At 39.8% G+C, this 23194-nt stretch carries 24 protein-coding genes, 1 pseudogene and 1 other annotated feature; of the genes and pseudogenes, 21 read left to right on the forward strand and 4 right to left on the reverse strand.

What is annotated here, in order from left to right; genetic code table 11:
- The first annotated feature begins 222 nt into the window (after nt 1–222).
- From rpsA to ADJ60_RS03520, 10 genes are all read left to right on the forward strand, one after another.
- Nucleotides 223–1425: a 30S ribosomal protein S1 gene (rpsA, locus tag ADJ60_RS03475; protein ID WP_049521508.1), complete on the forward strand. Its 1203-nt coding sequence runs from the start codon at nt 223–225 to the stop codon at nt 1423–1425.
- 85 nt (nt 1426–1510) lie between these two features.
- Entirely contained in the window at nt 1511–2008 is a 498-nt protein-coding gene (locus ADJ60_RS03480; RefSeq protein WP_049543477.1) for a GAF domain-containing protein, read from the forward strand.
- Complete coding sequence (dnaX, locus tag ADJ60_RS03485; protein WP_023947793.1) at nt 2008–3663, forward strand: DNA polymerase III subunit gamma/tau; 1656 nt, start codon at nt 2008–2010, stop codon at nt 3661–3663. The genes ADJ60_RS03480 and dnaX overlap by 1 nt, the downstream gene beginning before the upstream one ends.
- 27 nt (nt 3664–3690) lie before the next feature.
- Entirely contained in the window at nt 3691–3885 is a 195-nt protein-coding gene (locus tag ADJ60_RS03490) for a DUF3272 domain-containing protein (RefSeq protein WP_001081602.1), read from the forward strand.
- Nucleotides 3886–4035: 150 nt separating this feature from the next.
- Nucleotides 4036–4806, forward strand: coding sequence for a Fe-S cluster assembly ATPase SufC (sufC, locus tag ADJ60_RS03495; protein WP_000114489.1), 771 nt, complete (start codon nt 4036–4038; stop codon nt 4804–4806).
- Between the two features lie 27 nt (nt 4807–4833).
- On the forward strand, nt 4834–6096 hold the full coding sequence (sufD, locus tag ADJ60_RS03500; protein ID WP_020902928.1) for a Fe-S cluster assembly protein SufD: 1263 nt from the start codon (nt 4834–4836) through the stop codon (nt 6094–6096).
- A 10-nt stretch (nt 6097–6106) separates the two neighbouring features.
- Nucleotides 6107–7333 carry a cysteine desulfurase gene (locus ADJ60_RS03505; RefSeq protein ID WP_049543479.1) on the forward strand — a complete coding sequence of 409 codons (1227 nt, stop codon included), beginning with the start codon at nt 6107–6109 and terminating at the stop codon, nt 7331–7333.
- Nucleotides 7320–7760 carry a Fe-S cluster assembly sulfur transfer protein SufU gene (sufU, locus tag ADJ60_RS03510; protein WP_049543481.1) on the forward strand — a complete coding sequence of 147 codons (441 nt, stop codon included), beginning with the start codon at nt 7320–7322 and terminating at the stop codon, nt 7758–7760. The genes ADJ60_RS03505 and sufU overlap by 14 nt, the downstream gene beginning before the upstream one ends.
- 57 nt (nt 7761–7817) lie before the next feature.
- A complete protein-coding gene (gene sufB / locus ADJ60_RS03515) occupies nt 7818–9230 on the forward strand; it encodes a Fe-S cluster assembly protein SufB (protein ID WP_000797054.1) in 1413 nt (470 codons plus the stop codon).
- A gap of 19 nt (nt 9231–9249) precedes the next feature.
- Nucleotides 9250–9819 carry a hypothetical protein gene (locus ADJ60_RS03520; protein ID WP_049543484.1) on the forward strand — a complete coding sequence of 190 codons (570 nt, stop codon included), beginning with the start codon at nt 9250–9252 and terminating at the stop codon, nt 9817–9819.
- A gap of 149 nt (nt 9820–9968) precedes the next feature.
- Here the strand turns inward: ADJ60_RS03520 and pbp3 are convergent, their stop codons facing one another.
- Entirely contained in the window at nt 9969–11210 is a 1242-nt protein-coding gene (gene pbp3, locus ADJ60_RS03525) for a D-alanyl-D-alanine carboxypeptidase PBP3 (RefSeq protein ID WP_049543487.1), read from the reverse strand.
- A gap of 102 nt (nt 11211–11312) precedes the next feature.
- On the opposite strand from pbp3, the gene ADJ60_RS03530 reads away from it, so the two are divergent.
- Both ADJ60_RS03530 and tuf read left to right on the forward strand, forming a co-directional pair.
- A complete protein-coding gene (locus ADJ60_RS03530) occupies nt 11313–12422 on the forward strand; it encodes an AI-2E family transporter (RefSeq protein WP_049543488.1) in 1110 nt (369 codons plus the stop codon).
- A gap of 206 nt (nt 12423–12628) precedes the next feature.
- Nucleotides 12629–13825 (forward strand): elongation factor Tu, encoded by a 1197-nt coding sequence (gene tuf / locus ADJ60_RS03535; RefSeq protein WP_001040721.1) that lies wholly within the window; start codon nt 12629–12631, stop codon nt 13823–13825.
- Nucleotides 13826–13977: 152 nt separating this feature from the next.
- On the opposite strand, the gene ADJ60_RS03540 is transcribed toward tuf, so the two are convergent.
- Together ADJ60_RS03540 and ADJ60_RS03545 are read right to left on the reverse strand one after the other, a co-directional pair.
- Nucleotides 13978–15060, reverse strand: coding sequence for a DEAD/DEAH box helicase (locus tag ADJ60_RS03540; protein ID WP_049543490.1), 1083 nt, complete (start codon nt 15058–15060; stop codon nt 13978–13980).
- Nucleotides 15057–16034, reverse strand: a complete 978-nt coding sequence (locus ADJ60_RS03545) for a Gfo/Idh/MocA family protein (protein ID WP_049543492.1) — start codon at nt 16032–16034, stop codon at nt 15057–15059. Before ADJ60_RS03545 ends, ADJ60_RS03540 begins: the two co-directional genes overlap by 4 nt.
- Nucleotides 16035–16175: 141 nt before the next feature.
- Between ADJ60_RS03545 and ADJ60_RS03550 the strand changes: the two genes are divergently transcribed.
- From ADJ60_RS03550 to ADJ60_RS03570, 5 genes are all read left to right on the forward strand, one after another.
- Nucleotides 16176–16880 (forward strand): YoaK family protein, encoded by a 705-nt coding sequence (locus ADJ60_RS03550; protein ID WP_080983328.1) that lies wholly within the window; start codon nt 16176–16178, stop codon nt 16878–16880.
- A gap of 58 nt (nt 16881–16938) precedes the next feature.
- Nucleotides 16939–17026: a sequence feature (ribosomal protein L21 leader region), on the forward strand.
- Between the two features lie 36 nt (nt 17027–17062).
- A complete protein-coding gene (rplU, locus tag ADJ60_RS03555; RefSeq protein WP_000109141.1) occupies nt 17063–17377 on the forward strand; it encodes a 50S ribosomal protein L21 in 315 nt (104 codons plus the stop codon).
- 15 nt (nt 17378–17392) lie between these two features.
- Complete coding sequence (locus tag ADJ60_RS03560; RefSeq protein WP_000613699.1) at nt 17393–17737, forward strand: ribosomal-processing cysteine protease Prp; 345 nt, start codon at nt 17393–17395, stop codon at nt 17735–17737.
- 16 nt (nt 17738–17753) lie between these two features.
- Nucleotides 17754–18047, forward strand: coding sequence for a 50S ribosomal protein L27 (gene rpmA / locus ADJ60_RS03565; RefSeq protein WP_000916509.1), 294 nt, complete (start codon nt 17754–17756; stop codon nt 18045–18047).
- Nucleotides 18048–18354: 307 nt separating this feature from the next.
- On the forward strand, nt 18355–18765 hold the full coding sequence (locus ADJ60_RS03570) for a DUF5301 domain-containing protein (RefSeq protein ID WP_049532957.1): 411 nt from the start codon (nt 18355–18357) through the stop codon (nt 18763–18765).
- Between the two features lie 174 nt (nt 18766–18939).
- On the opposite strand, the pseudogene ADJ60_RS11730 reads toward ADJ60_RS03570, so the two are convergent.
- A pseudogene (locus ADJ60_RS11730) lies at nt 18940–19014 on the reverse strand (AraC family transcriptional regulator); the annotation flags it as partial.
- On the opposite strand from ADJ60_RS11730, the gene ADJ60_RS03575 reads away from it, so the two are divergent.
- Genes ADJ60_RS03575 through cbpE form a run of 4 tightly spaced genes read left to right on the forward strand, consistent with a single transcriptional unit; the run spans nt 19007 to nt 23139 of the window.
- Nucleotides 19007–19915, forward strand: coding sequence for a LysR family transcriptional regulator (locus ADJ60_RS03575; protein ID WP_049532373.1), 909 nt, complete (start codon nt 19007–19009; stop codon nt 19913–19915). The pseudogene ADJ60_RS11730 and the gene ADJ60_RS03575 overlap by 8 nt on opposite strands.
- Nucleotides 19912–20373, forward strand: coding sequence for a signal peptidase II (lspA, locus tag ADJ60_RS03580; RefSeq protein WP_049532374.1), 462 nt, complete (start codon nt 19912–19914; stop codon nt 20371–20373). The genes ADJ60_RS03575 and lspA overlap by 4 nt, the downstream gene beginning before the upstream one ends.
- Nucleotides 20363–21250, forward strand: coding sequence for an RluA family pseudouridine synthase (locus ADJ60_RS03585; RefSeq protein ID WP_049543495.1), 888 nt, complete (start codon nt 20363–20365; stop codon nt 21248–21250). Before lspA ends, ADJ60_RS03585 begins: the two co-directional genes overlap by 11 nt.
- A gap of 2 nt (nt 21251–21252) precedes the next feature.
- The gene (gene cbpE / locus ADJ60_RS03590) at nt 21253–23139 is read left to right on the forward strand and encodes a phosphorylcholine esterase CbpE (protein WP_049543496.1); all 1887 of its coding nucleotides are present in this window, start codon (nt 21253–21255) and stop codon (nt 23137–23139) included.
- Nucleotides 23140–23194 lie beyond the last annotated feature (55 nt).

Below are 23194 nucleotides of genomic sequence, written 5' to 3' on the forward strand. Positions count from 1 at the left end.
CAAGCGGTAAGGCAAGGGACTTTGACTCCCTCATGCGTTGGTTCGAATCCAGCTACCCCAGTTCTTAGGTAATGATCAAGATAAAAAGCAAAATATCTTAGGGTATTTTATTTTTATAATTGAAAGACGTGAACGATATGAACATGTCCTTGCGGGTGCTTAGGAAAAAAATTATAAGTATGTCAAGTTTAAGAAAAACTTGATTGTTGGAGGATTTTTTAGATGAACGAATTTGAAGATTTGCTAAATAGCGTTAGCCAAGTTGAGCCTGGTGATGTTGTTAGTGCTGAAGTATTGACAGTTGATGCGACTCAAGCTAACGTTGCAATCTCTGGAACTGGTGTTGAAGGTGTCTTGACTCTTCGCGAATTGACAAACGATCGCGATGCAGATATCAATGACTTTGTTAAAGTAGGAGAAGTATTGGATGTTCTTGTACTTCGTCAAGTAGTTGGTAAAGATACTGATACAGTTACATACCTTGTATCTAAAAAACGCCTTGAAGCTCGCAAAGCATGGGACAAACTTGTTGGTCGCGAAGAAGAAGTTGTTACTGTTAAAGGAACTCGTGCCGTTAAAGGTGGACTTTCAGTAGAATTTGAAGGTGTTCGTGGATTTATCCCAGCTTCAATGTTGGATACTCGTTTTGTACGTAACACTGAGCGTTTTGTAGGTCAAGAATTTGATGCTAAAATCAAAGAAGTTGACGCTAAAGAAAACCGCTTCATCCTTTCACGTCGTGAAGTTGTTGAAGCAGCTACAGCAGCAGCTCGCGCTGAAGTATTCGGTAAATTGGCTGTTGGTGATGTAGTAACTGGTAAAGTTGCACGTATCACAAGTTTCGGTGCTTTCATCGACCTTGGTGGTGTTGACGGATTGGTTCACTTGACTGAATTGTCACATGAACGTAACGTATCACCAAAATCAGTTGTAACTGTTGGTGAAGAAATTGAAGTGAAAATCCTTGATCTTAACGAAGAAGAAGGACGCGTATCACTTTCACTTAAAGCAACAACACCTGGACCATGGGATGGCGTTGAGCAAAAATTGGCTAAAGGTGATGTAGTAGAAGGAACAGTTAAACGTTTGACTGACTTCGGTGCATTTGTTGAAGTGTTGCCAGGTATCGATGGACTTGTTCACGTATCACAAATTTCACACAAACGTATTGAAAATCCAAAAGAAGCTCTTAAAGTTGGTCAAGAAGTTAAAGTTAAAGTTCTTGAAGTTAACGCAGATGCAGAGCGCGTATCACTTTCTATCAAAGCTCTTGAAGAGCGTCCAGCTCAAGAAGAAGGACAAAAAGAAGAAAAACGTGCTGCTCGTCCACGTCGTCCAAAACGTCAAGAAAAACGTGATTTCGAACTTCCAGAAACACAAACAGGATTCTCAATGGCTGACTTGTTCGGTGATATCGAACTTTAATCAAATTGAAAATTCACAAAATCCTTTGTTTACTAAACAAGGGATTTTTCTTTTGTCTGTAAGCCTTTTTTGATATAATAGTCCTATGTTAGAATCAGAAAAACAATCACGTTATCAAATGTTAAATGAAGAGCTCTCTTTTTTATTGGATGGTGAAACCAATGTTTTGGCTAATCTTTCCAACGTCAGTGCTCTTCTAAAATCACGCTTTCCTAATACCGTATTCTCAGGCTTTTATCTGTTTGATGGAAAGGAATTGGTTTTAGGTCCCTTCCAAGGTGGTGTTTCCTGCATCCGTATTGCACTTGGAAAAGGTGTTTGTGGGGAGGCAGCTCACTTTCAGGAAACTGTTATAGTTGGTGATGTAACAACTTATCCCAACTATATTTCTTGTGATGGTCGAGCTAAAAGTGAAATTGTTGTGCCGATGATAAAGAATGGTCAATTACTTGGAGTTCTGGATCTTGATTCTTCAGAGATTGATGATTATGATGCTATGGATCGAGATTATTTGGAACAATTTGTCGCTATTTTGCTTGAAAAGACAGAATGGGACTTTACAATGTTTGGGGAGAAAGCCTAATGTATCAAGCACTTTATCGAAAATATAGAAGTCAAAACTTCTCCCAGTTGGTTGGACAGGAAGTTGTGGCTAAGACTCTTAAACAAGCAGTAGAGCAAGAGAAAATAAGTCATGCCTATCTTTTTTCTGGTCCACGTGGAACGGGAAAAACCAGTGTAGCCAAGATTTTTGCCAAAGCTATGAACTGTCCAAATCAAGTGGGTGGTGAACCTTGTAATAACTGCTATATTTGTCAGGCAGTGACGGATGGTAGTTTAGAAGATGTCATTGAAATGGATGCGGCTTCTAATAATGGGGTGGATGAAATTCGCGAAATTCGTGATAAATCTACCTACGCTCCTAGTCTTGCCCGTTATAAGGTTTACATCATAGATGAGGTTCACATGCTGTCTACAGGAGCTTTTAATGCCCTCCTAAAGACGTTAGAAGAGCCAACACAGAATGTGGTCTTTATTTTGGCTACTACTGAATTGCACAAGATACCTGCGACTATTCTATCCCGTGTGCAACGTTTTGAATTTAAATCGATTAAGACACAGGATATTAAGGAACATATTCACTATATCTTAGACAAAGAAAATATCAGTTCTGAACCAGAGGCTGTGGAAATCATTGCTAGACGGGCTGAAGGTGGAATGCGAGATGCCTTGTCTATTTTGGATCAAGCCTTGAGTTTGACACAGGGAAACGAGCTGACGACTGCCATCTCTGAAGAAATTACTGGCACAATTAGTCTATCAGCCTTGGATGATTATGTGGCAGCCTTGTCTCAACAGGATGTTCCAAAGGCCCTAGCATGCTTGAATCTTCTCTTTGACAATGGTAAGAGCATGACTCGTTTTGTGACCGAACTTTTACACTATTTAAGAGATTTGTTAATTGTTCAAACAGGTGGAGAAAATACTCATCATAGTCCAGTCTTTGTAGAAAATTTGGCACTTCCTCAAGAAAATCTGTTTGAAATGATTCGCTTGGCGACAGTCAGTTTAGCAGATATTAAGTCTAGTTTGCAGCCTAAGATTTATGCTGAGATGATGACTATCCGTTTGGCAGAGATTAAGCCTGAACCAGCTCTTTCTGGGGCAGTTGAAAGTGAAATTTCTGCACTGAGACAGGAAATTGCCCGTCTCAAACAAGAACTCGCAAATGTGGGAACCGTATCTAAGCCAACAAATCCAGCTCCTAGTCGCCCAGCAACGGGCAAGACAATCTATCGTGTGGATCGCAATAAAGTTCAATCGATCCTACAAGAGGCCGTTGAAAATCCTGATTTAGCACGTCAAAATCTGATTCGTTTGCAGAATGCCTGGGGAGAAGTAATTGAAAGTCTAGGGGGGCCGGACAAGGCTCTTCTAGTCGGATCTCAACCAGTTGCGGCCAATGAACACCATGCTATTCTTGCTTTTGAGTCTAACTTCAATGCTGGTCAAACCATGAAACGGGACAATCTCAACACCATGTTTGGTAACATCCTCAGTCAGGCAGCAGGTTTTTCACCTGAGATTTTAGCTATTTCCATGGAGGAATGGAAAGAAGTTCGCGCAGCCTTTTCAGCCAAAGCCAAATCTTCTCAAACTGAAAAAGAAGCAGAAGAAAGCCTGATTCCAGAAGGATTTGAATTTTTGGCTGATAAAGTGAAGGTAGAGGAAGACTAAAGAAAGATTTCATGATACAATAAGTTTATGAATAGACAACAATTTATTATCATCGCGCTGTTTACAGCTGCTGAGACCTATTTTTTCAATGAAGCCTGGATGACTGGTCGCTATATTATGGCAGCCTTTTGGGCCATTTTGCTCTTTAGAAATTTCCGAGTTAGTTACTTGATGGGCAAGATTGTAGATGTCATTGACCAGCATTTAAAAGGAAAAGACTAGTCCTCAGCTTCTAGACAAAATCAAAGCCTTTTAGGCTTTTTTTTGTTATACTATAAAAGTATATTTATTGACCTTTTACCGTATTTTCTAGGGAAATCAAGTATGTTTCTAGTGAGCACTGTAAAGGCTTTGAAAAAGAAAGGAACTATCATGTCAGTATTAGAGATCAAAGATCTTCACGTTGAGATTGAAGGAAAAGAAATTTTAAAAGGGGTTAACCTGACCCTGAAAACAGGAGAAATCGCCGCTATCATGGGACCAAATGGTACTGGTAAATCGACTCTTTCTGCCGCTATCATGGGAAATCCAAACTATGAAGTTACCAAAGGTGAAGTCTTGTTTGATGGCGTAAACATCCTTGAGTTGGAAGTGGACGAGCGTGCGCGTATGGGACTTTTCCTTGCTATGCAATATCCATCAGAAATTCCTGGTATTACTAACGCTGAGTTTCTTCGTGCAGCCATGAATGCTGGTAAAGAAGACGATGAGAAGATTTCAGTTCGCGAGTTCATCACTAAGCTAGATGAAAAGATGGAATTGCTCAACATGAAAGAAGAAATGGCTGAGCGTTACCTCAACGAAGGTTTCTCTGGTGGTGAGAAAAAACGTAATGAGATTCTTCAACTTTTGATGTTGGAACCAACTTTTGCCCTTTTGGATGAGATTGACTCTGGTCTTGATATTGATGCCCTTAAAGTTGTGTCTAAAGGTGTGAATGCCATGCGTGGTGAAGGCTTTGGTGCTATGATTATCACTCACTACCAACGTCTTTTGAACTACATCACACCTGATGTGGTACACGTCATGATGGAAGGTCGAGTTGTCCTTTCAGGTGGTCCAGAATTGGCTGCGCGTTTGGAACGTGAAGGATACGCAAAACTAGCTGAAGAACTTGGCTACGACTACAAGGAAGAATTGTAATTACCTCGTATCTTTTAGGAGAAGTAAATGACTAAAGAAAATATTAAACTTTTTTCAGAAATGCACGCTGAACCAAGCTGGTTGGCTGACCTCCGTCAAAAAGCTTTTGATAAGATTGAGACTTTGGAATTACCAGTTATTGAGCGTGTCAAATTCCACCGTTGGAATCTGGGTGATGGAACGATTACAGAAAGTGAGCCATCAGTAAATGTTCCAGATTTCACAGCTCTAGATAATCACTTGAAATTGGTTCAAGTAGGAACTCAAACTGTTTTTGAGCAAATTCCAGTTGAGTTGGCTGAACAGGGTGTCGTCTTTACAGACTTCCACTCAGCTTTAGAAGAAATTCCAGAGCTTATTGAAGAATTCTTCATGTCATCTGTTAAGTATGACGATGACAAATTAGCAGCCTACCATACAGCTTATTTCAACAGTGGTGCTGTTCTTTATATTCCAGATAACGTGGAAATTACAGAGCCAATCGAAGGTATTTTCTACCAAGACAGCGATAGTGATGTGCCGTTTAATAAGCATATTATGATTATCGCTGGTAAAAACTCTAAGATTAGTTATCTAGAACGTTTAGAGTCACGCGGTGAAGGAAGTGCCAAAGCAACTGCTAATATCACAGTAGAAGTGATTGCACGTTCTGGTGCTCAAGTGAAGTTTGCTGCGATTGACCGTCTAGGTGAAAACGTCACTGCTTACATTAGCCGTCGTGGTAAATTAGGCAACGATGCAAGCATTGACTGGGCAATCGGTGTCATGAACGAAGGGAACGTCGTTGCGGACTTTGATAGCGACTTGATTGGAAATGGTAGCCATGCGGACCTTAAAGTCGTAGCTCTTTCAAGTGGCCGTCAGGTACAAGGGATTGATACTCGAGTGACCAACTATGGTTGTAATTCAATCGGAAATATCCTACAACATGGGGTTATTCTTGAAAAAGCAACCTTGACCTTCAATGGCATCGGCCACATTATCAAGGGGGCTAAGGGAGCAGATGCGCAACAAGAGAGCCGTGTTCTTATGCTTTCAGACCAAGCGCGTTCAGATGCCAATCCAATTCTTTTGATTGATGAAAATGACGTAACTGCAGGACACGCGGCTTCTATCGGTCAGGTAGATCCAGAAGATATGTATTACCTCATGAGTCGTGGCTTGGATAAGGCAACTGCAGAACGTTTGGTTGTCCGTGGTTTCCTTGGCTCTGTTATCGTTGAGATTCCAGTCAAGGAAGTTCGTGATGAAATGATTGCAACCATCGAAGAAAAATTGTCAAAACGCTAAGGGGTAGCCTATGTTAGATGTAGAAGCGATTCGCAAGGATTTTCCAATTTTAGACCAGATTGTTAATGATGAACCATTGGTTTATTTGGACAATGCTGCGACGACACAAAAACCACTAGCAGTTCTGGAGACGATTAACCGCTACTATGAGAACGACAATGCCAATGTTCATCGTGGCGTTCATACCTTGGCAGAAAGGGCGACAGCTTCTTATGAGGCAGCTCGTGAAACCATTCGTAAGTTTATCAATGCAGGGTCTATAAAGGAAGTTCTCTTTACTAGAGGAACGACAACCAGTCTGAACTGGGTGGCGCGTTATGCTGAGGAAGTCTTGACTGAGGGAGACCAGGTCTTGATTTCCGTCATGGAACACCATTCCAACATCATTCCTTGGCAGGAAGCCTGCCGCAAGACTGGGGCAGAGCTTGTCTATGTCTATCTTAAGAATGGAGCTCTGGATATGGATGATTTGCGAGCTAAATTGACTGATAAAGTTAAGTTTGTCTCCCTTGCTCACGCCTCAAATGTCCTGGGTGTGGTCAATCCAATCAAAGAAATCACTCAATTGGCCCACCAAGTTGGAGCTATCATGGTGGTGGATGGTGCTCAATCTACGCCTCATATGAAGATCGATGTTCAGGACTTGGATGTGGACTTCTTTGCCTTTTCAGGTCACAAGATGGCGGGTCCAACTGGTATCGGTGTTCTTTATGGTAAAGAAAAGTATCTGGAACAAATGTCACCAGTAGAATTTGGCGGCGAAATGATTGATTTCGTTTATGAACAATCTGCTAGTTGGAAGGAATTGCCTTGGAAATTTGAGGCTGGAACTCCTAATATGGCTGGTGCAATCGGACTGGCAGCAGCAGTGGATTATCTAGAAAAAATTGGTATGGATGCCATTGAAGCCCATGAACAGGAACTGATTGCATACGTCTATCCAAAACTGCAGGCGATTGAAGGATTGACCATTTATGGTTCACAGGACTTGGCTCAACGTTCAGGTGTCATTGCCTTTAACCTAGGTGACCTTCATCCGCACGACCTTGCGACTGCTTTGGATTATGAAGGAGTGGCTGTTCGTGCGGGTCACCATTGCGCTCAACCCTTGCTCCAGTATTTGGACGTTCCAGCTACAGCTCGTGCAAGTTTTTATATCTACAATACCAAGGCAGATTGCGACAAGCTAGTCGATGCCTTACAAAAGACAAAGGAGTTTTTCAATGGCACTTTCTAAACTAGATAGCCTTTATATGGCAGTGGTAGCGGACCATTCGAAAAATCCACATCACCAAGGGAAGTTGGAAGATGCTGAGCAAATCAGTCTCAACAATCCGACCTGTGGAGATGTTATCAATCTCTCTGTCAAGTTTGATGTAGATGACCGTTTGGAGGATATCGCTTTTCTAAATTCAGGTTGCACCATCTCTACAGCATCTGCTAGTATGATGACAGATGCCGTTTTAGGCAAGACCAAGCAAGAAATCTTAGAACTTGCTACCATTTTTTCTGAAATGGTTCAAGGGCAAAAAGATGACAGACAAGATAGTCTTGGAGACGCAGCCTTCTTGTCAGGTGTTGCCAAATTCCCTCAACGAATTAAGTGTGCAACCCTAGCTTGGAATGCCCTGAAGAAAACAATTGAAAATCAAGAAAATCAGTAAGACAAGTTTCTTTTGTCTTATGAATTAGTAGAAATGAAGAATGAAAGAAAGGATATTATGGCTGAAGAAAGAGTAGAACCAAAACCAATTGACCTTGGTGAATATAAATTTGGTTTCCATGATGATGTAGAGCCTGTCCTATCGACAGGAAAAGGATTAAACGAAGATGTCATTCGCGAATTATCGGCTGCTAAGGGAGAACCTGAGTGGATGTTAGAATTCCGTTTGAAGTCTTATGAAACCTTTAAAAAAATGCCCATGCAAACATGGGGAGCAGACTTATCAGAGATTGACTTTGATGACTTGATCTACTACCAAAAACCATCTGATAAACCTGCTCGTTCGTGGGATGAGGTTCCTGAAAAAATCAAAGAAACCTTTGAACGTATTGGTATTCCAGAAGCTGAGCGTGCATATCTAGCTGGTGCCTCTGCCCAGTATGAATCAGAAGTTGTTTACCACAACATGAAGGAAGAGTTCCAAAAATTGGGGATTATCTTTACAGATACAGATTCTGCCCTCAAGGAATACCCAGACTTGTTTAAACAATACTTTGCCAAGTTGGTACCGCCAACAGATAACAAATTGGCTGCCCTCAACTCGGCAGTATGGTCTGGTGGAACCTTTATCTACGTACCAAAAGGGGTCAAGGTAGATATTCCACTTCAAACTTACTTCCGTATCAACAACGAAAATACTGGTCAGTTTGAACGTACCTTGATTATCGTTGATGAGGGAGCAAGTGTCCACTACGTAGAAGGATGTACAGCGCCTACTTATTCAAGCAACAGCTTGCACGCTGCCATCGTAGAAATCTTTGCCTTGGACGGAGCTTATATGCGCTATACGACCATCCAAAACTGGTCTGATAACGTCTATAACTTGGTAACAAAGCGTGCTAAGGCTCAAAAGGATGCCACTGTTGAGTGGATTGATGGAAACTTGGGTGCCAAAACGACTATGAAATATCCATCTGTTTACCTTGATGGAGAAGGAGCACGTGGTACCATGCTCTCTATCGCCTTTGCCAATGCTGGGCAACACCAGGATACTGGTGCTAAGATGATTCACAATGCTCCACATACAAGCTCGTCTATTGTGTCTAAATCCATCGCTAAAGGTGGAGGAAAGGTTGACTATCGTGGACAAGTAACCTTTAACAAAAACTCTAAGAAATCTGTCTCTCACATCGAGTGTGATACCATTATCATGGATGACTTGTCAGCGTCAGATACCATTCCGTTTAATGAAATTCACAACTCACAAGTCGCTTTGGAACACGAAGCTAAGGTATCTAAGATTTCTGAAGAACAACTCTATTACCTCATGAGCCGTGGATTGTCAGAATCTGAGGCAACAGAGATGATTGTCATGGGATTTGTAGAGCCCTTCACAAAAGAGCTTCCAATGGAATACGCAGTTGAGCTGAACCGCTTGATTAGCTACGAGATGGAAGGTTCAGTTGGGTAATAGGAACTAGGAGAAGCAAATGGGATTCTTAAAAAAATTATTTGGTAATATCGAGAAAGCGAATAAAGGCGAAATTTCTGCCGAGGAAATTGTTCCACCTTTCACAATTGATTTGGTAGAAGAAGCTGATGATTATTGGAGACAAATGGAAGAAAATCTCCTTATAAACGCTGTAAAGGCTGTTGGTGGTCCAGAGGCAGTGGAACGTGCTTTTGTTCTTACCAATTTTAAGAAAAATCAAGAAACCTTTGAGCTCTTTTATCAGGTGGATGGTCAATTACTTTCTTGGCGAGAGATGGACGCAAGTGTTGTAGATAAAATCAGCAATCAACTTCTTCCACAAGCATCAGAAGTTGCACAAGCAGTAAATGAGAATTATGAAGAGGCAAATGTACCGGTAATCGACTACGCTATGCTTCAGTTTGAAACTGCAACCATGGCTTGGTTTGGACGGAAGCTTACAACAGCTTCTCCTGAAGCCAAATTGATTTTTGAAGAATTGGTATCTGGTTGGCGCGCTATTTTGGAAAAAGAAGTACTAAATCGTCCATTGGATAGTGACCGTCCGTTTCCCTATTATGAAGTTTAAAAAACAAATATAATGAATTGAAACTGGAATAGTACACTGTGATTTCTAAAACATTTTTAGAAATTAGTTTTCTGTCCCAATAAATTTGTTCAGTTTTTATTTCATTTCACTATAAAATAAAAAATCGCGGTTTAAATCGCGATTTTTTTTTATAATTTTTCGTTGATAAATCGGATAAACTGATTCCACCAAACTTTTAAGAAGAAAGCTTTTTCAACTTTCTTTTCTGCTACCATTTCGAAACTAGGGCGTTCTGTGGTAATGTAACCTTGACCAATCAAGTCCTTGTCTTCATAAGTCAAATGTCCAACCACTGTTCCGGCTTCAAGTGGTGCTGGGATTGCTTTAGAATCAGGAGTGAATTGAACAGATTGGGAAGATTGACTTCCAACACGTTCAATTAGAGAGATATCATCTTTGGCAACGGCAGTGACCGTATCTTCTTTTCCATCTTGTACAGGTGCTTTGCTATCTTGGTAGGCATCGCCTTTTTGAACGATTTTGCGAAGCGTGAATGTAGAAGAAATATAATCCATTAGTGAGGATGTAGCTGTGAAGCGAGCGTAAGGATTATTGTCCTGATGGTCTGCATTCAAAACAACTGTGATAACCCTCATCCCTTTTTCAACAGTAGTACCAACAAAAGATTCTCCAGCCTTGTCTGTTGTTCCTGTCTTAAGGCCATCAAAACCACCGCGATAAGCAGGCATACCTTCTAACATGTAGTTGGTAGAAGTGATTGTCATTCCAGCAAAAGTAGAAGAAGGTTTTTTCGTGATTTCCAAGACTTGTGGGTATTTTTTGATGAGATTGCGAGCAACGATAGCGACATCATAAGCACTGAGCTTGTTTTCATCATCTTTTTTAGATCCTGGGTAAATGTTATCCCCTAAAGTCTCATTGTTAAGACCCGTCGTATTGACAACAGTGGCATCCTGAATGCCCCATTCCAAGAGCTTTGCCCTCATCATATCGACGAAATCTTTTTCTGAGCCAGCAATTTTTTCAGCTAACGCAATAGCTGCACTGTTAGCACTGGATACTAGGGTTGCTTCCAGTAGTTGTTCGACGGTATAATTACGAGCCTCCATAGGAACGTTACTCGCTTCAGAATTTGTCGTTAATTTGTATGGATAATCAGAGATATCTACCGGAGTTGATAGTGTAATACTACCGTTTTCCAAGGCTTCATAGACAAGATAAACAGTAATCAATTTTGTGATCGAAGCAATTTCAACTGGCTGGGTTGCATCTTTCTCATAGAGAATTTTACCGGTATTTGCCTCAACAGCAATTGCATGTTTAGCAGCAATATTAAAATCTTGAGCATCAACAGTAGATGCTGCCCCAATAACGGAAAGGCTTAGGAGAGTTAAAATTATTTTTTTCATAGTAAGTTTATTCTATCATAAAGAAAAAAATATTCCCAGTTTCATGATATAAGAAAGAAGCTTTTTTGAAAGTGTGGTAAAATAGATGAATGGAGGTACTTCATGTTTCGTAAGAATAAATTATTTTTTTGGACCAGTGAGATTTTACTATTAACCATCATCTTTTATTTATGGAGACAGATGGGTGGGATTATAACGCCTTTTGTAAGTGTCGCAAACACTATAATGATTCCCTTTCTTTTAGGTGGTTTTTTATATTATTTGACCAATCCTATTGTAAATTTTTTACAAAAGTATTTCAAAATTAACCGTATCATTGGTATTCTACTAACCTTGTGCGCCTTGGTTTGTGGGCTAGTTATTGGGGTCGTCTATCTCTTACCGATTTTGATTAATCAGCTGACAAGTTTGATTGCTACAAGTCAGACAATCTACAGTCGTCTGCAAGATTTGATTATCGATTTATCCACTTATCCAGCCTTTCAAAATTTAGATATTCAAGCGACTATTCAACAGTTAAATCTCTCTTATGTAGATATTCTACAGAATATCCTAAATAGTGTAACGAATAGTGTTGGAAGTGTCTTATCTGCGCTCTTTAGTACTGTTTTGATTATTATCATGACACCTGTATTTTTAATTTATTTTTTGTTAGATGGCCACAAATTCTTGCCGATGCTTGAGCGTACTGTTTTAAAGCGAGATAAGTTGCATATTACAGGTCTTTTAAAAAATTTGAATACTACAATTGCTCGATATATTAGTGGAGTTGCTATTGATGCGATTATTATTGGTTGTTTGGCCTTTATCGGATATAGCGTGATTGGTTTGAAATACGCTTTGGTCTTTGCCATCTTTTCAGGATTGGCCAATCTCATTCCTTATGTTGGACCAAGTATTGGTTTGATTCCGATGATTATCGCCAATGTCTTTACTGATCCTCATAGAATGCTGATTGCAGTTGTTTATATGTTGATTATTCAACAAGTAGATGGGAACATCCTTTACCCTCGAATCGTTGGTGGAGTGATGAAGGTTCATCCAATTACGATTTTAGTATTACTTTTGTTATCAAGTAATATCTATGGTGTCATTGGCATGATTGTCGCAGTACCAACCTATTCTATCTTAAAAGAAATTTCTAAGTTTTTATCACGTTTGTATGAAAATCATAAAATAATGAAAGAACGAGAAAGACAATTAGCTAAGTAAAAGTCAGGATATTCCTGATTTTTCTTTTTCATTAAAGAAGTGATGGGAGTAGAAATACCGTTTAGATTAGCAGATTAAGAATAATTCACAAAAACTTTGTAAAACACTTGCAATTTAGCTGAAATTTGATAAAATAGTAAGGAAAGTTAGACTGTATTGCCTACTGTCTATCTATAAAATATATTTTATTGGAGGCTTTTACTCAAATGGCAAAAGAAAAATACGATCGTAGTAAACCACACGTTAACATTGGTACTATCGGACACGTTGACCACGGTAAAACTACTTTGACAGCAGCTATCACAACTGTTTTGGCACGTCGCTTGCCTTCAGCTGTTAACCAACCTAAAGACTATGCGTCTATCGATGCTGCTCCAGAAGAACGCGAACGCGGTATCACAATCAACACTGCGCACGTTGAGTACGAAACTGAAAAACGTCACTACGCTCACATCGACGCTCCAGGACACGCGGACTACGTTAAAAACATGATCACTGGTGCCGCTCAAATGGACGGAGCTATCCTTGTAGTAGCTTCAACTGACGGACCAATGCCACAAACTCGTGAGCACATCCTTCTTTCACGTCAGGTTGGTGTTAAACACCTTATCGTCTTCATGAACAAAGTTGACTTGGTTGACGACGAAGAATTGCTTGAATTGGTTGAAATGGAAATCCGTGACCTATTGTCAGAATACGACTTCCCAGGTGACGATCTTCCAGTTATCCAAGGTTCAGCTCTTAAAGCCCTTGAAGGTGACACTAAATACGAAGACATCGTTATGGAATTGATGAACACAGTTGATGAGTACATCCCAGAACCAGAACGTGACACTGACAAACCATTGCTTCTTCCAGTCGAAGACGTATTCTCAATCACTGGACGTGGTACAGTTGCTTCAGGACGTATCGACCGTGGTATCGTTAAAGTCAACGACGAAATCGAAATCGTTGGTATCAAAGAAGAAACTCAAAAAGCAGTTGTTACTGGTGTTGAAATGTTCCGTAAACAACTTGACGAAGGTCTTGCCGGAGATAACGTAGGTGTCCTTCTTCGTGGTGTTCAACGTGACGAAATCGAACGTGGACAAGTTATCGCTAAACCAGGTTCAATCAACCCACACACTAAATTCAAAGGTGAAGTTTACATCCTTACTAAAGAAGAAGGTGGACGTCACACTCCATTCTTCAACAACTACCGTCCACAATTCTACTTCCGTACTACTGACGTTACAGGTTCAATCGAACTTCCAGCAGGTACTGAAATGGTAATGCCTGGTGATAACGTGACAATCGACGTTGAGTTGATCCACCCAATCGCCGTAGAACAAGGTACTACATTCTCTATCCGTGAGGGTGGACGTACTGTTGGTTCAGGTATGGTTACAGAAATCGAAGCTTAATTCGATTTAGTTCCCAGAAGAACAATTATTTAAGTCAGACACTAAAAGAATCTTGCGTAGCAAGGTTCTTTTTTCTGATATTGAACTAAAATTGAAGAATTGTTTACATAAAAAAGCTCTATACACTTGATGGGCATAGAGCAAACGGAGCTTTATTTGATATAGAGTTCTTGATTTTTTAGGACAATTTCACGTAAACTTGTAAACTTTTTGAGTTTTTTGATTTCTTCTGGATGAGTGACAAGAGTAATAACATAACCTTCCTTGCCCATACGTCCAGTACGTCCAGCACGGTGAGTGTAGGTTTCGATATCTCTTGGGACATCAAAGTTTACGACACATTCTAGGCTATCGATATCAATTCCACGAGCCAGAAGGTCAGTTGCAAGAAGCAGGGTTAGTTGCTTGTCTTTAAATTTTTCTAAGATGACTTTTCTAAATTTGACATTGACATCACTAGCGAGGGAAACAGCCAAGATATCCCGATACTGTAGTTTTTCTTCTGCACTTCCAAGGTCTGATAGGCTGTTAAAGAAGACCAGACCTCGGAAATCCTCTACATGAGCCAGTTTTCGTAGCATATCCACTCGGTGACGTTGATCTACCTGCATATAGAAATGTTGGATGTTGTCCAATTTTTGGTCAGAAAGATCAATGGTACGTGTGTTAGGCGCAATCTTTTCTTGGTCAAACTTGGTCGTCGCACTCATGTAGACGAGTTGATGGTCACGCGGTGCGTAGTGAGTGATTTTCTCAACAAAGTGAATCTGAGAATCATCTAGTAATTGGTCGAATTCATCTAGGATGATGGTTTCCACATTCATCATCTTGATTTTTTTCAATTTAATTAGTTCAAAGATACGACCAGGGGTTCCAATTAGAATTTCTGGTCCTTTTTTTAGGCGTTCAATCTGGCGTTTCTGACTCGAACCTGATAAGAAGAGTTGGGCAGTTAAGCCCATAGCTTCAGCCCACGTTTTACATACATCAAAAATCTGTCCAGCAAGCTCAGTATTTGGTGCTAGAATCAAGAGTTGTTGGGCTTTTTTCTTTTGTAGTCTGAGAAGACTTGGTAGAAGGTAAGCTAGGGTCTTACCAGTTCCTGTTGGGCTCACTCCTAGGAGGTTTTCTCCAGCAAGAAGGGGCTCAAATAGTTGAGTTTGAATGGGGGTGAATTCTTGGAAACCGAGTTGGTCACTCAGTTCTTGCCACTCGGTCGGTAGTTTGGTTTTCATTTTTCTGCCTCAAATCTAATGCCAGCAGTCTGGCGCATGGTATATAGTAGCTCATGAACTGAACTTGCATCCTCCAGCCAAGTTTGGTAGAGATTCAGATCTGGTTGCTGGATCATGTGTGCAAATGCAGCGACTTCCTCAGTCATCGTATGAGGAGCCTGTTGGATAGGGAGTTGGACTTGATTGCCTTGGTAATCGGTAAAAATAGCCGAGCTGACATGTTCGATGGTGTTGAGTGTCAGGGTTCCATCTGTCGTATAAATCTCGCAAGGGAGATTGGAAGTGATGTTTTTCCCGGCCTTGATATGAACTTGAAAGTCAGGATAGAAGAGAATTCCGTCTCCATTTAGGTCAATGCTATTGTCAAGCTGTTGCCCCTGATAGATTGTGTTCTGAGCCTTTCCAAAGAGGCGAACGGCAGCGTAGAGAGGATAAATCCCCAAATCCATGAGGGCTCCACCAGCAAAACGGTCTGAAAAGACATTTGGTATCTGTCCCGCCAACAAATCTGGCATTTTAGAAGAATACTTGGCATAGTTGAAATCTGCCCCTAAAATCTGTTTGTCTGCTAAAAAGTTTTTGATGATAGTGAAAGCTTTTTCATGGTAATTGCGAGCTGCTTCGAATATAAAACAGTGATTTTTCTCAGCTGTATGTCTCAAATCCAGCCATTCCTGTGGCTGAGTAACAGCTGGTTTTTCAAGAATAACGTGTTTACCAGCAGACAAGGCAGCTTTTGCCTGAGCAAAATGTAAGGAGTTTGGACTAGCAATATAGACTACATCAAAGGAGCTCTTGAAGAAGTCCTCTACTTGATCAAAGAGTTGGATATCCTGATAGCGAGAAGCAAAGGTTGCCGCAGTTTCTAGTTTTCTAGAGTAGACTGCGACCAGCTGGTATTTTCCACTGGTATGGGCTGCTTCTATGAAGTGGTGGCTGATAGCCCCTGTTCCGATGACACCTAATTTAAGCATAGTTACTCCTTTTCCGATTTCAAATCCTTCTTTCATTATAACATAGATAGACGGGACTATCCAACAGAGGGTGAAAAATTTCAAATAAGCTACTAGGTCTTTTCCAAAGAAAGTGGTACAATAATGAGATGAGTAAATGAAATGGGAGGGAAAATGAGGTTATTACCTATAAGAAAAATATCACGTCAGTCTAAGAGGCTAGCGCTTTTTTTGACTTTTTGTGCAGGTTATGTAGATGCCTATACGTTTATTGTGCGAGGAAACACTCTTGTAGCTGGACAAACTGGGAATGTAGTCTTTCTTTCAGTAGAATTAATTCAAAATAATGTTTCAGATGTTAGGGACAAGGTTCTCACCTTGCTAGCTTTTATGATGGGGGTCTTTTTATTAACTGTTTATAAGGAAAAATTGAGAATTGTGAAAAAGCCAATTCTGTCACTGATTCCTTTGGCAATCTTATCAATCATTATTGGTTTTGTACCGCAAACTGTAGATAATATCTATCTAGTACCGCCCTTAGCCTTTTGTATGGGCTTGGTGACAACTGCTTTTGGTGAAGTGTCAGGTATAGCTTATAATAACGCGTTTATGACAGGGAATATCAAACGGACCATGCTGGCTTTTGGAGATTATTTTCGGACCAAGCACACTCCTTTTTTACGTGAAGGGATTATCTTTGTTAGCCTGCTTAGTAGTTTTGTCCTTGGCGTTGTCTTTTCAGCTTATTTGACGATTTTCTATCATGAAAAGACCATTCTTGGTGTTCCTATTATGATGAGTATTTTTTACCTCAGCATGCTTTTTGCCTCTTGGCAGAAAAAAGTAAAAGAAAAAGCTTCATTTTAGGTGTTATTACTTGTAAGAAAATAGGAGATATGCTATACTTGAAGAGTTGACTATGCACGATCCTGTGCAACCGCACGAACATCGTTGCTTGACTATTCAAGTTTAAGTGGTTTGTCCCACGATGCTAGGCGAGTCTTCACAAAAAAATCGGGGAAACCCATAAAAATCATAGGAGGTGCATAATGAGCACATACGCAATTATCAAAACTGGCGGAAAACAAGTTAAAGTTGAAGTTGGTCAAGCAGTTTACGTTGAAAAATTGAACGTTGAAGCTGGTCAAGAAGTGACTTTTAACGAAGTTGTTCTTGTTGGTGGTGAAAACACTGTTGTCGGAACTCCACTTGTTGCTGGAGCTACTGTAGTTGGAACTGTTGAAAAACAAGGAAAACAAAAGAAAGTTGTTACTTACAAGTACAAACCTAAAAAAGGTAGCCACCGTAAACAAGGTCACCGTCAACCATATACAAAAGTTGTCATCAACGCAATCAACGCTTAATTTTAAGGAGAACACATGATACAGGCAGTCTTTGAGAGAGCCGAAGATGGCGAGCTGAGGAGTGCGGAAATTACTGGACACGCCGAGAGTGGCGAATACGGCTTAGATGTCGTGTGTGCATCGGTTTCTACGCTTGCCATTAACTTTATCAATTCTATTGAGAAATTTGCAGGCTATGAACCAATCCTAGAATTAAACGAAGATGAAGGTGGCTATCTGATGGTTGAAATTCCAAAAGATCTTCCTTCACACCAGAGAGAAATGACCCAGTTATTCTTTGAATCATTTTTCTTAGGTATGGCAAACTTATCGGAGAACTCTTCTGAGTTCGTCCAAACCAGAGTTATCACAGAAAACTAACACGGAGGAAAACATTATGTTAAAAATGACTCTTAACAACTTGCAACTTTTCGCCCACAAAAAAGGTGGAGGTTCTACATCAAACGGACGTGATTCACAAGCAAAACGTCTTGGAGCTAAAGCAGCTGACGGACAAACAGTAACAGGTGGATCAATCCTTTACCGTCAACGTGGTACACACATTTACCCAGGTGTGAACGTTGGACGTGGTGGAGACGATACTTTGTTCGCTAAAGTTGAAGGCGTAGTACGCTTTGAACGTAAAGGACGCGATAAAAAACAAGTTTCTGTTTACCCAATCGCAAAATAAAAAGGTCCAGTGAACCTTTTTATTCCGAGCCTTGAAATCTAAAGGCGAGGAAGCTAGAAGTAGCATTAAATAAGGCTTTCCGAGTTTTCGGAGAGCCTATTTTTTTGTTTTGATACCCATGCTGATACCCATATTTTAAAAACCAATGTAAGAAGCGAATTTATCAGCTACTTTATTTTACGTTGAATGTAAAACTTTTACAATAATGAATTTTATAAGGGAATAAGATATTGTAAAAATTGCTAAGATTTGATATTATAATTGTATCTGAGTAAGTAAGCAGGAATATGGAAAGGAGTGAACCTGTATGAAAAAGCTTATCACCATGATAGTCTGTTCAATCTCTTTTCTTGTTCTATCTGCTTGTGTCAGTAAGAAAAAACTTATTCTTCCTGAACCTGAAACTATTTCTGTAATTTCTCTGCAGAAAAAAACCTCTGAAGATATTAAAACTATCAACAAGAGAGAAGAAATTTCAAAATTGATTAAGGAGATACAGAGACAGTCAAAATCTACCTCTTTGGAGAGTGTAAATGATCAACCGACAAATGTTAAAGATTATATCATTATCAAGTTTTATCATCAGAATGAAGAAAAGGATAGTGTAGTCTATCTATATACTAAGAAGAAAAGACAGTATATTGAGCAACCTTATGCTGGTATTTGGCAAGTAAGTCCAGATATAGCCAATAGGATTAAAGAGTTTTTTTCTAGTTGATTTATAGGACAAAAGAAAATGTTAGAGGCTTTTCTTGCATCATATTATAAACGGTAAATCAACAAGATTTGCTGTTTTTATTTGTTTGAACCAAAATGAGGACTGAAAAAGACATTATTCTAATTCTTGTATTGGGTTGTTAGACTCTTCATTGGAATTTGAAAATTTCCAGACTTTTTTCCTTTTTGGAAAACTTCTAAAATATGGTATAATGAAAAGATAAAGAAGTTGGGGGTAGAAGATGAACATTCAACAATTACGCTATGTTGTTGCCATTGCCAATAGCGGTACTTTCCGTGAAGCTGCTGAGAAGATGTATGTGAGTCAGCCGAGTCTGTCTATTTCTGTTCGTGATTTGGAAAAAGAGTTGGGCTTTAAGATTTTCCGTCGGACCAGCTCAGGGACTTTCTTGACCCGTCGTGGTATGGAATTCTATGAAAAAGCGCAAGAATTGGTTAAAGGATTTGATATTTTTCAAAATCAGTATGCCAATCCTGAGGAAGAAAAAGATGAATTTTCCATTGCCAGTCAGCACTATGACTTCTTGCCACCAACCATTACAGCCTTCTCAGAGCGCTATCCTGACTATAAGAACTTCCGTATTTTTGAGTCTACTACAGTTCAAATACTTGATGAAGTAGCTCAGGGGCACAGTGAGATTGGGATTATCTACCTCAACAATCAAAATAAAAAAGGGATCATGCAACGGGTTGAAAAGCTAGGTCTTGAGGTCATTGAATTAATTCCCTTTCATACCCATATTTATCTTCGTGAAGGGCATCCTTTAGCCCAGAAAGAGGAATTGGTCATGGAGGATTTAGCAGATTTACCAACGGTTCGTTTCACTCAAGAGAAAGACGAGTACCTTTATTATTCAGAGAATTTTGTTGATACTAGTGCAAGCTCACAGATGTTTAATGTGACAGACCGTGCTACTTTGAATGGTATTTTGGAGCGGACGGACGCCTATGCGACAGGTTCTGGATTTTTAGATAGTGATAGTGTTAATGGTATCACAGTCATTCGTCTCAAGGATAACCTAGATAATCGCATGGTCTATGTTAAACGTGAGGAAGTGGAGCTTAGTCAAGCTGGGAATCTTTTCGTAGAAGTCATGCAAGAATATTTTAATCAGAAGAGGAAATCATGAAAAAAAGAGGAATAGTGGCAGTCATTGTACTGCTTTTGATTGGGCTGGATCAGTTAGTTAAATCCTATATCGTCCAGCAGATTCCACTGGGTGAAGTACGCTCTTGGATTCCCAATTTCGTTAGCTTGACCTACCTGCAAAATCGAGGGGCAGCCTTCTCCATGTTACAAGACCAGCAGTGGTTATTTGCTATCATTACACTTGTCGTTATGGTAGGTGCCATTTGGTATCTACATAAGCACATGGAGGACTCACTCTGGATGGTCTTGGGTTTGACCTTGATTATCGCAGGTGGTCTTGGAAACTTTATTGACAGAATTAGTCAGGGATTTGTTGTGGATATGTTCCACCTTGACTTTATCAATTTTGCAATTTTCAATGTAGCAGATAGCTATTTGACGGTTGGAGTGATTATTTTATTGATTGCAATGCTAAAAGAGGAAACAAATGGAAATTAAAATTGAAACTGGTGGCATGCGTTTGGATAAGGCTTTGTCGGATTTGACAGAATTATCACGTAGTCTCGCGAATGAACAAATTAAATCAGGCCAGGTCTTGGTCAATGGCCAAGTCAAGAAAGCTAAATACACTGTTCGAGAGGGAGATATCGTCACTTACCATGTACCAGAGCCGGAGGTTTTAGAGTATGTGGCTGAGAATCTTCCACTAGAAATCATCTACCAAGATGAGGATGTGGCTGTCGTTAACAAACCTCAGGGGATGGTTGTGCATCCGAGTGCTGGTCATATTAGTGGTACTCTGGTAAATGCCCTTATGTATCATATTAAGGACTTGTCGGGTATCAATGGGGTTCTGCGTCCAGGAATTGTTCACCGTATTGATAAAGATACGTCAGGCCTTCTCATGATTGCTAAAAACGATGAGGCGCATCTAGCACTTGCCAAAGAACTCAAGGATAAAAAGTCTTTACGCAAATATTGGGCGATTGTTCATGGAAATCTACCCAATGATCGCGGTGTGATTGAAGCGCCGATTGGCCGTAGTGAAAAAGACCGTAAGAAACAGGCTGTGACTGCTAAAGGGAAGCCTGCAGTGACTCGTTTCCACGTCTTGGAACGCTTTGGTGATTACAGCTTAGTGGAGTTACAACTGGAGACAGGGCGTACCCATCAAATCCGTGTTCATATGGCTTATATTGGTCATCCAGTCGCTGGGGATGAAGTCTATGGTCCTCGTAAGACTCTGAAAGGGCATGGACAATTTCTTCATGCCAAGACCCTAGGTTTTACTCATCCGAGAACAGGTGAGATTTTGGAATTTACAGCAGATATCCCAGAGATTTTTAAGGAAACTTTGGAGAGATTGAGGAAGTAAGAATGAAAAAGAAATTAACTAGTTTAGCACTTGCAGGCGCTTTTTTAGGTTTGTCATGGTATGGAGATGTTCAAGCTCAAGAAAGTTCAGGAAATAAAATTCACTTTATCAATGTTCAAGAAGGTGGCAGTGATGCGATTATTCTTGAAAGCAATGGACATTTTGCCATGATTGATACAGGAGAAGATTATGATTTCCCAGATGGAAGTGATTCTCGTTATCCGTGGAGAGAAGGAATTGAAACATCTTATAAGCATGTTCTAACAGACCGTGTCTTTCGTCGTTTGAAGGAATTGGGTGTTCAAAAACTTGATTTTATTTTAGTCACTCATACTCACAGTGACCATATTGGAAATGTTGATGAATTACTGTCTACCTATCCAGTTGACCGAGTTTATCTTAAAAAATATAGTGATAATCGTATTACTAATTCTGAACGTCTATGGGATAATATGTATGGCTATGATAAGGTTTTACAGACTGCCGCTGAAAAAGGTGTTTCAGTTATTCAAAATATCACACAAGGGGATGCTCATTTTCAGTTTGGAGACATGGATATTCAACTCTATAACTATGAAAATGAAACTGATTCATCAGGTGAATTAAAGAAAATTTGGGATGATAATTCTAATTCTTTGATTAGCGTGGTAAAAGTCAATGGTAAGAAAATTTACCTTGGGGGCGACTTAGATAATGTTCATGGAGCAGAAGACAAGTATGGTCCTCTCATTGGAAAAGTTGATTTGATGAAGTTTAATCATCACCATGATACCAACAAATCAAATACCAAGGATTTTATTAAACATTTGAGTCCGAGTTTGATTGTTCAAACTTCGGATAGTTTACCTTGGAAAAATGGTGTTGATAGTGAGTATGTCAATTGGCTTAAAGAACGAGGAATTGAGAGAATCAACGCAGCCAGCAAAGACTATGATGCGACAGTTTTTGATATTCGACAAGATGGTTTTGTCAATATTTCAACTTCTTACAAGCAGATTCCAAGTTTTCAAGCTGGTTGGCATAAGAGTGCTTATGGAAACTGGTGGTATCAAGCGCCTGACTCTACAGGAGAATATGCAGTTGGTTGGAATGAAATCAAGGGTGAATGGTATTACTTCAACCAAACGGGTATCTTGTTACAGAATCAATGGAAAAAATGGAACAATCGTTGGTTCTATTTGACAGACTCTGGTGCATCTGCTAAAAATTGGAAGAAAATCAATGGAAGCTGGTATTATTTCAACAAAGAAAATCAGATGGAGACTGGTTGGCTTAATACTGGCGGTCAGACCTATTATCTATCAAATGATGGGGATATGATAACAGGATGGCGTAAGATTGATGGACAATGGTACTATTTTGCTCAATCAGGGGAAATGAAAACGGGCTGGGTAAAAGATAAAGAAACCTGGTACTATATGGATTCTACTGGTACCATGAAGACAGGCGAGATAGAAGTTTCTGGTCATCATTACTATCTAGAAGAATCAGGAGCTATGAAGCAAGGCTGGCTTAAAAAGGCAAATGATTGGTATTTCTATAAGGAAGACGGTTCACGAGCTGTTGGTTGGATTAAAGACAAGGATAAATGGTACTTCTTGAAAGAAAATGGTCAATTACTTGTGAACGGTAAGACACCAGAAGGCTATACTGTTGATTCAAGTGGTGCCTGGTTAGTGGATGTTCCGGTAGAGAAATCTGCTACAACTAGAGATACAAGTAACTCAGAAATAAAAGAATCCAATGAAGTAGTGAAAAAAGATCTTGAAAATAAAGAAACGAGTCAACACGAAAGTATTACAAGTTCTTCAACTAGTCAAGATTTGACTTCTTCAACTTCACAAAGCACTGAAACAAGTGCAAATAAATCGGAATCAGAACAGCAGTAAAAAAGAAGGTTTTAGGGCCTTCTTTTTCCTATCAACTCTTTTCTATTTCCTGCCA

This window comes from Streptococcus pseudopneumoniae (assembly GCF_001076775.1).
Lineage (GTDB): Bacteria > Bacillota > Bacilli > Lactobacillales > Streptococcaceae > Streptococcus > Streptococcus pseudopneumoniae_G.

Bases quoted from the DNA above. Each gene is read 5' to 3' on its own strand.
- sufD (WP_020902928.1), top strand. From the start codon at position 4,834: ATGACTAAAGAAAATATTAAACTTTTTTCAGAAATGCACGCTGAACCA.
- ADJ60_RS03505 (WP_049543479.1), top strand. From the start codon at position 6,107: ATGTTAGATGTAGAAGCGATTCGCAAGGATTTTCCAATTTTAGACCAG.
- ADJ60_RS03560 (WP_000613699.1), top strand. From the start codon at position 17,393: ATGATACAGGCAGTCTTTGAGAGAGCCGAAGATGGCGAGCTGAGGAGT.
- sufB (WP_000797054.1), top strand. From the start codon at position 7,818: ATGGCTGAAGAAAGAGTAGAACCAAAACCAATTGACCTTGGTGAATAT.
- ADJ60_RS03545 (WP_049543492.1), bottom strand. From the start codon at position 16,034: ATGCTTAAATTAGGTGTCATCGGAACAGGGGCTATCAGCCACCACTTC.
- sufU (WP_049543481.1), top strand. From the start codon at position 7,320: ATGGCACTTTCTAAACTAGATAGCCTTTATATGGCAGTGGTAGCGGAC.
- tuf (WP_001040721.1), top strand. From the start codon at position 12,629: ATGGCAAAAGAAAAATACGATCGTAGTAAACCACACGTTAACATTGGT.
- ADJ60_RS03575 (WP_049532373.1), top strand. From the start codon at position 19,007: ATGAACATTCAACAATTACGCTATGTTGTTGCCATTGCCAATAGCGGT.
- ADJ60_RS03520 (WP_049543484.1), top strand. From the start codon at position 9,250: ATGGGATTCTTAAAAAAATTATTTGGTAATATCGAGAAAGCGAATAAA.
- ADJ60_RS03480 (WP_049543477.1), top strand. From the start codon at position 1,511: ATGTTAGAATCAGAAAAACAATCACGTTATCAAATGTTAAATGAAGAG.
- sufC (WP_000114489.1), top strand. From the start codon at position 4,036: ATGTCAGTATTAGAGATCAAAGATCTTCACGTTGAGATTGAAGGAAAA.
- ADJ60_RS03550 (WP_080983328.1), top strand. From the start codon at position 16,176: ATGGGAGGGAAAATGAGGTTATTACCTATAAGAAAAATATCACGTCAG.
- cbpE (WP_049543496.1), top strand. From the start codon at position 21,253: ATGAAAAAGAAATTAACTAGTTTAGCACTTGCAGGCGCTTTTTTAGGT.
- ADJ60_RS03530 (WP_049543488.1), top strand. From the start codon at position 11,313: ATGTTTCGTAAGAATAAATTATTTTTTTGGACCAGTGAGATTTTACTA.
- ADJ60_RS03540 (WP_049543490.1), bottom strand. From the start codon at position 15,060: ATGAAAACCAAACTACCGACCGAGTGGCAAGAACTGAGTGACCAACTC.
- rplU (WP_000109141.1), top strand. From the start codon at position 17,063: ATGAGCACATACGCAATTATCAAAACTGGCGGAAAACAAGTTAAAGTT.
- rpmA (WP_000916509.1), top strand. From the start codon at position 17,754: ATGTTAAAAATGACTCTTAACAACTTGCAACTTTTCGCCCACAAAAAA.
- pbp3 (WP_049543487.1), bottom strand. From the start codon at position 11,210: ATGAAAAAAATAATTTTAACTCTCCTAAGCCTTTCCGTTATTGGGGCA.
- lspA (WP_049532374.1), top strand. From the start codon at position 19,912: ATGAAAAAAAGAGGAATAGTGGCAGTCATTGTACTGCTTTTGATTGGG.
- ADJ60_RS03585 (WP_049543495.1), top strand. From the start codon at position 20,363: ATGGAAATTAAAATTGAAACTGGTGGCATGCGTTTGGATAAGGCTTTG.
- rpsA (WP_049521508.1), top strand. From the start codon at position 223: ATGAACGAATTTGAAGATTTGCTAAATAGCGTTAGCCAAGTTGAGCCT.
- dnaX (WP_023947793.1), top strand. From the start codon at position 2,008: ATGTATCAAGCACTTTATCGAAAATATAGAAGTCAAAACTTCTCCCAG.
- ADJ60_RS03570 (WP_049532957.1), top strand. From the start codon at position 18,355: ATGAAAAAGCTTATCACCATGATAGTCTGTTCAATCTCTTTTCTTGTT.
- ADJ60_RS03490 (WP_001081602.1), top strand. From the start codon at position 3,691: ATGAATAGACAACAATTTATTATCATCGCGCTGTTTACAGCTGCTGAG.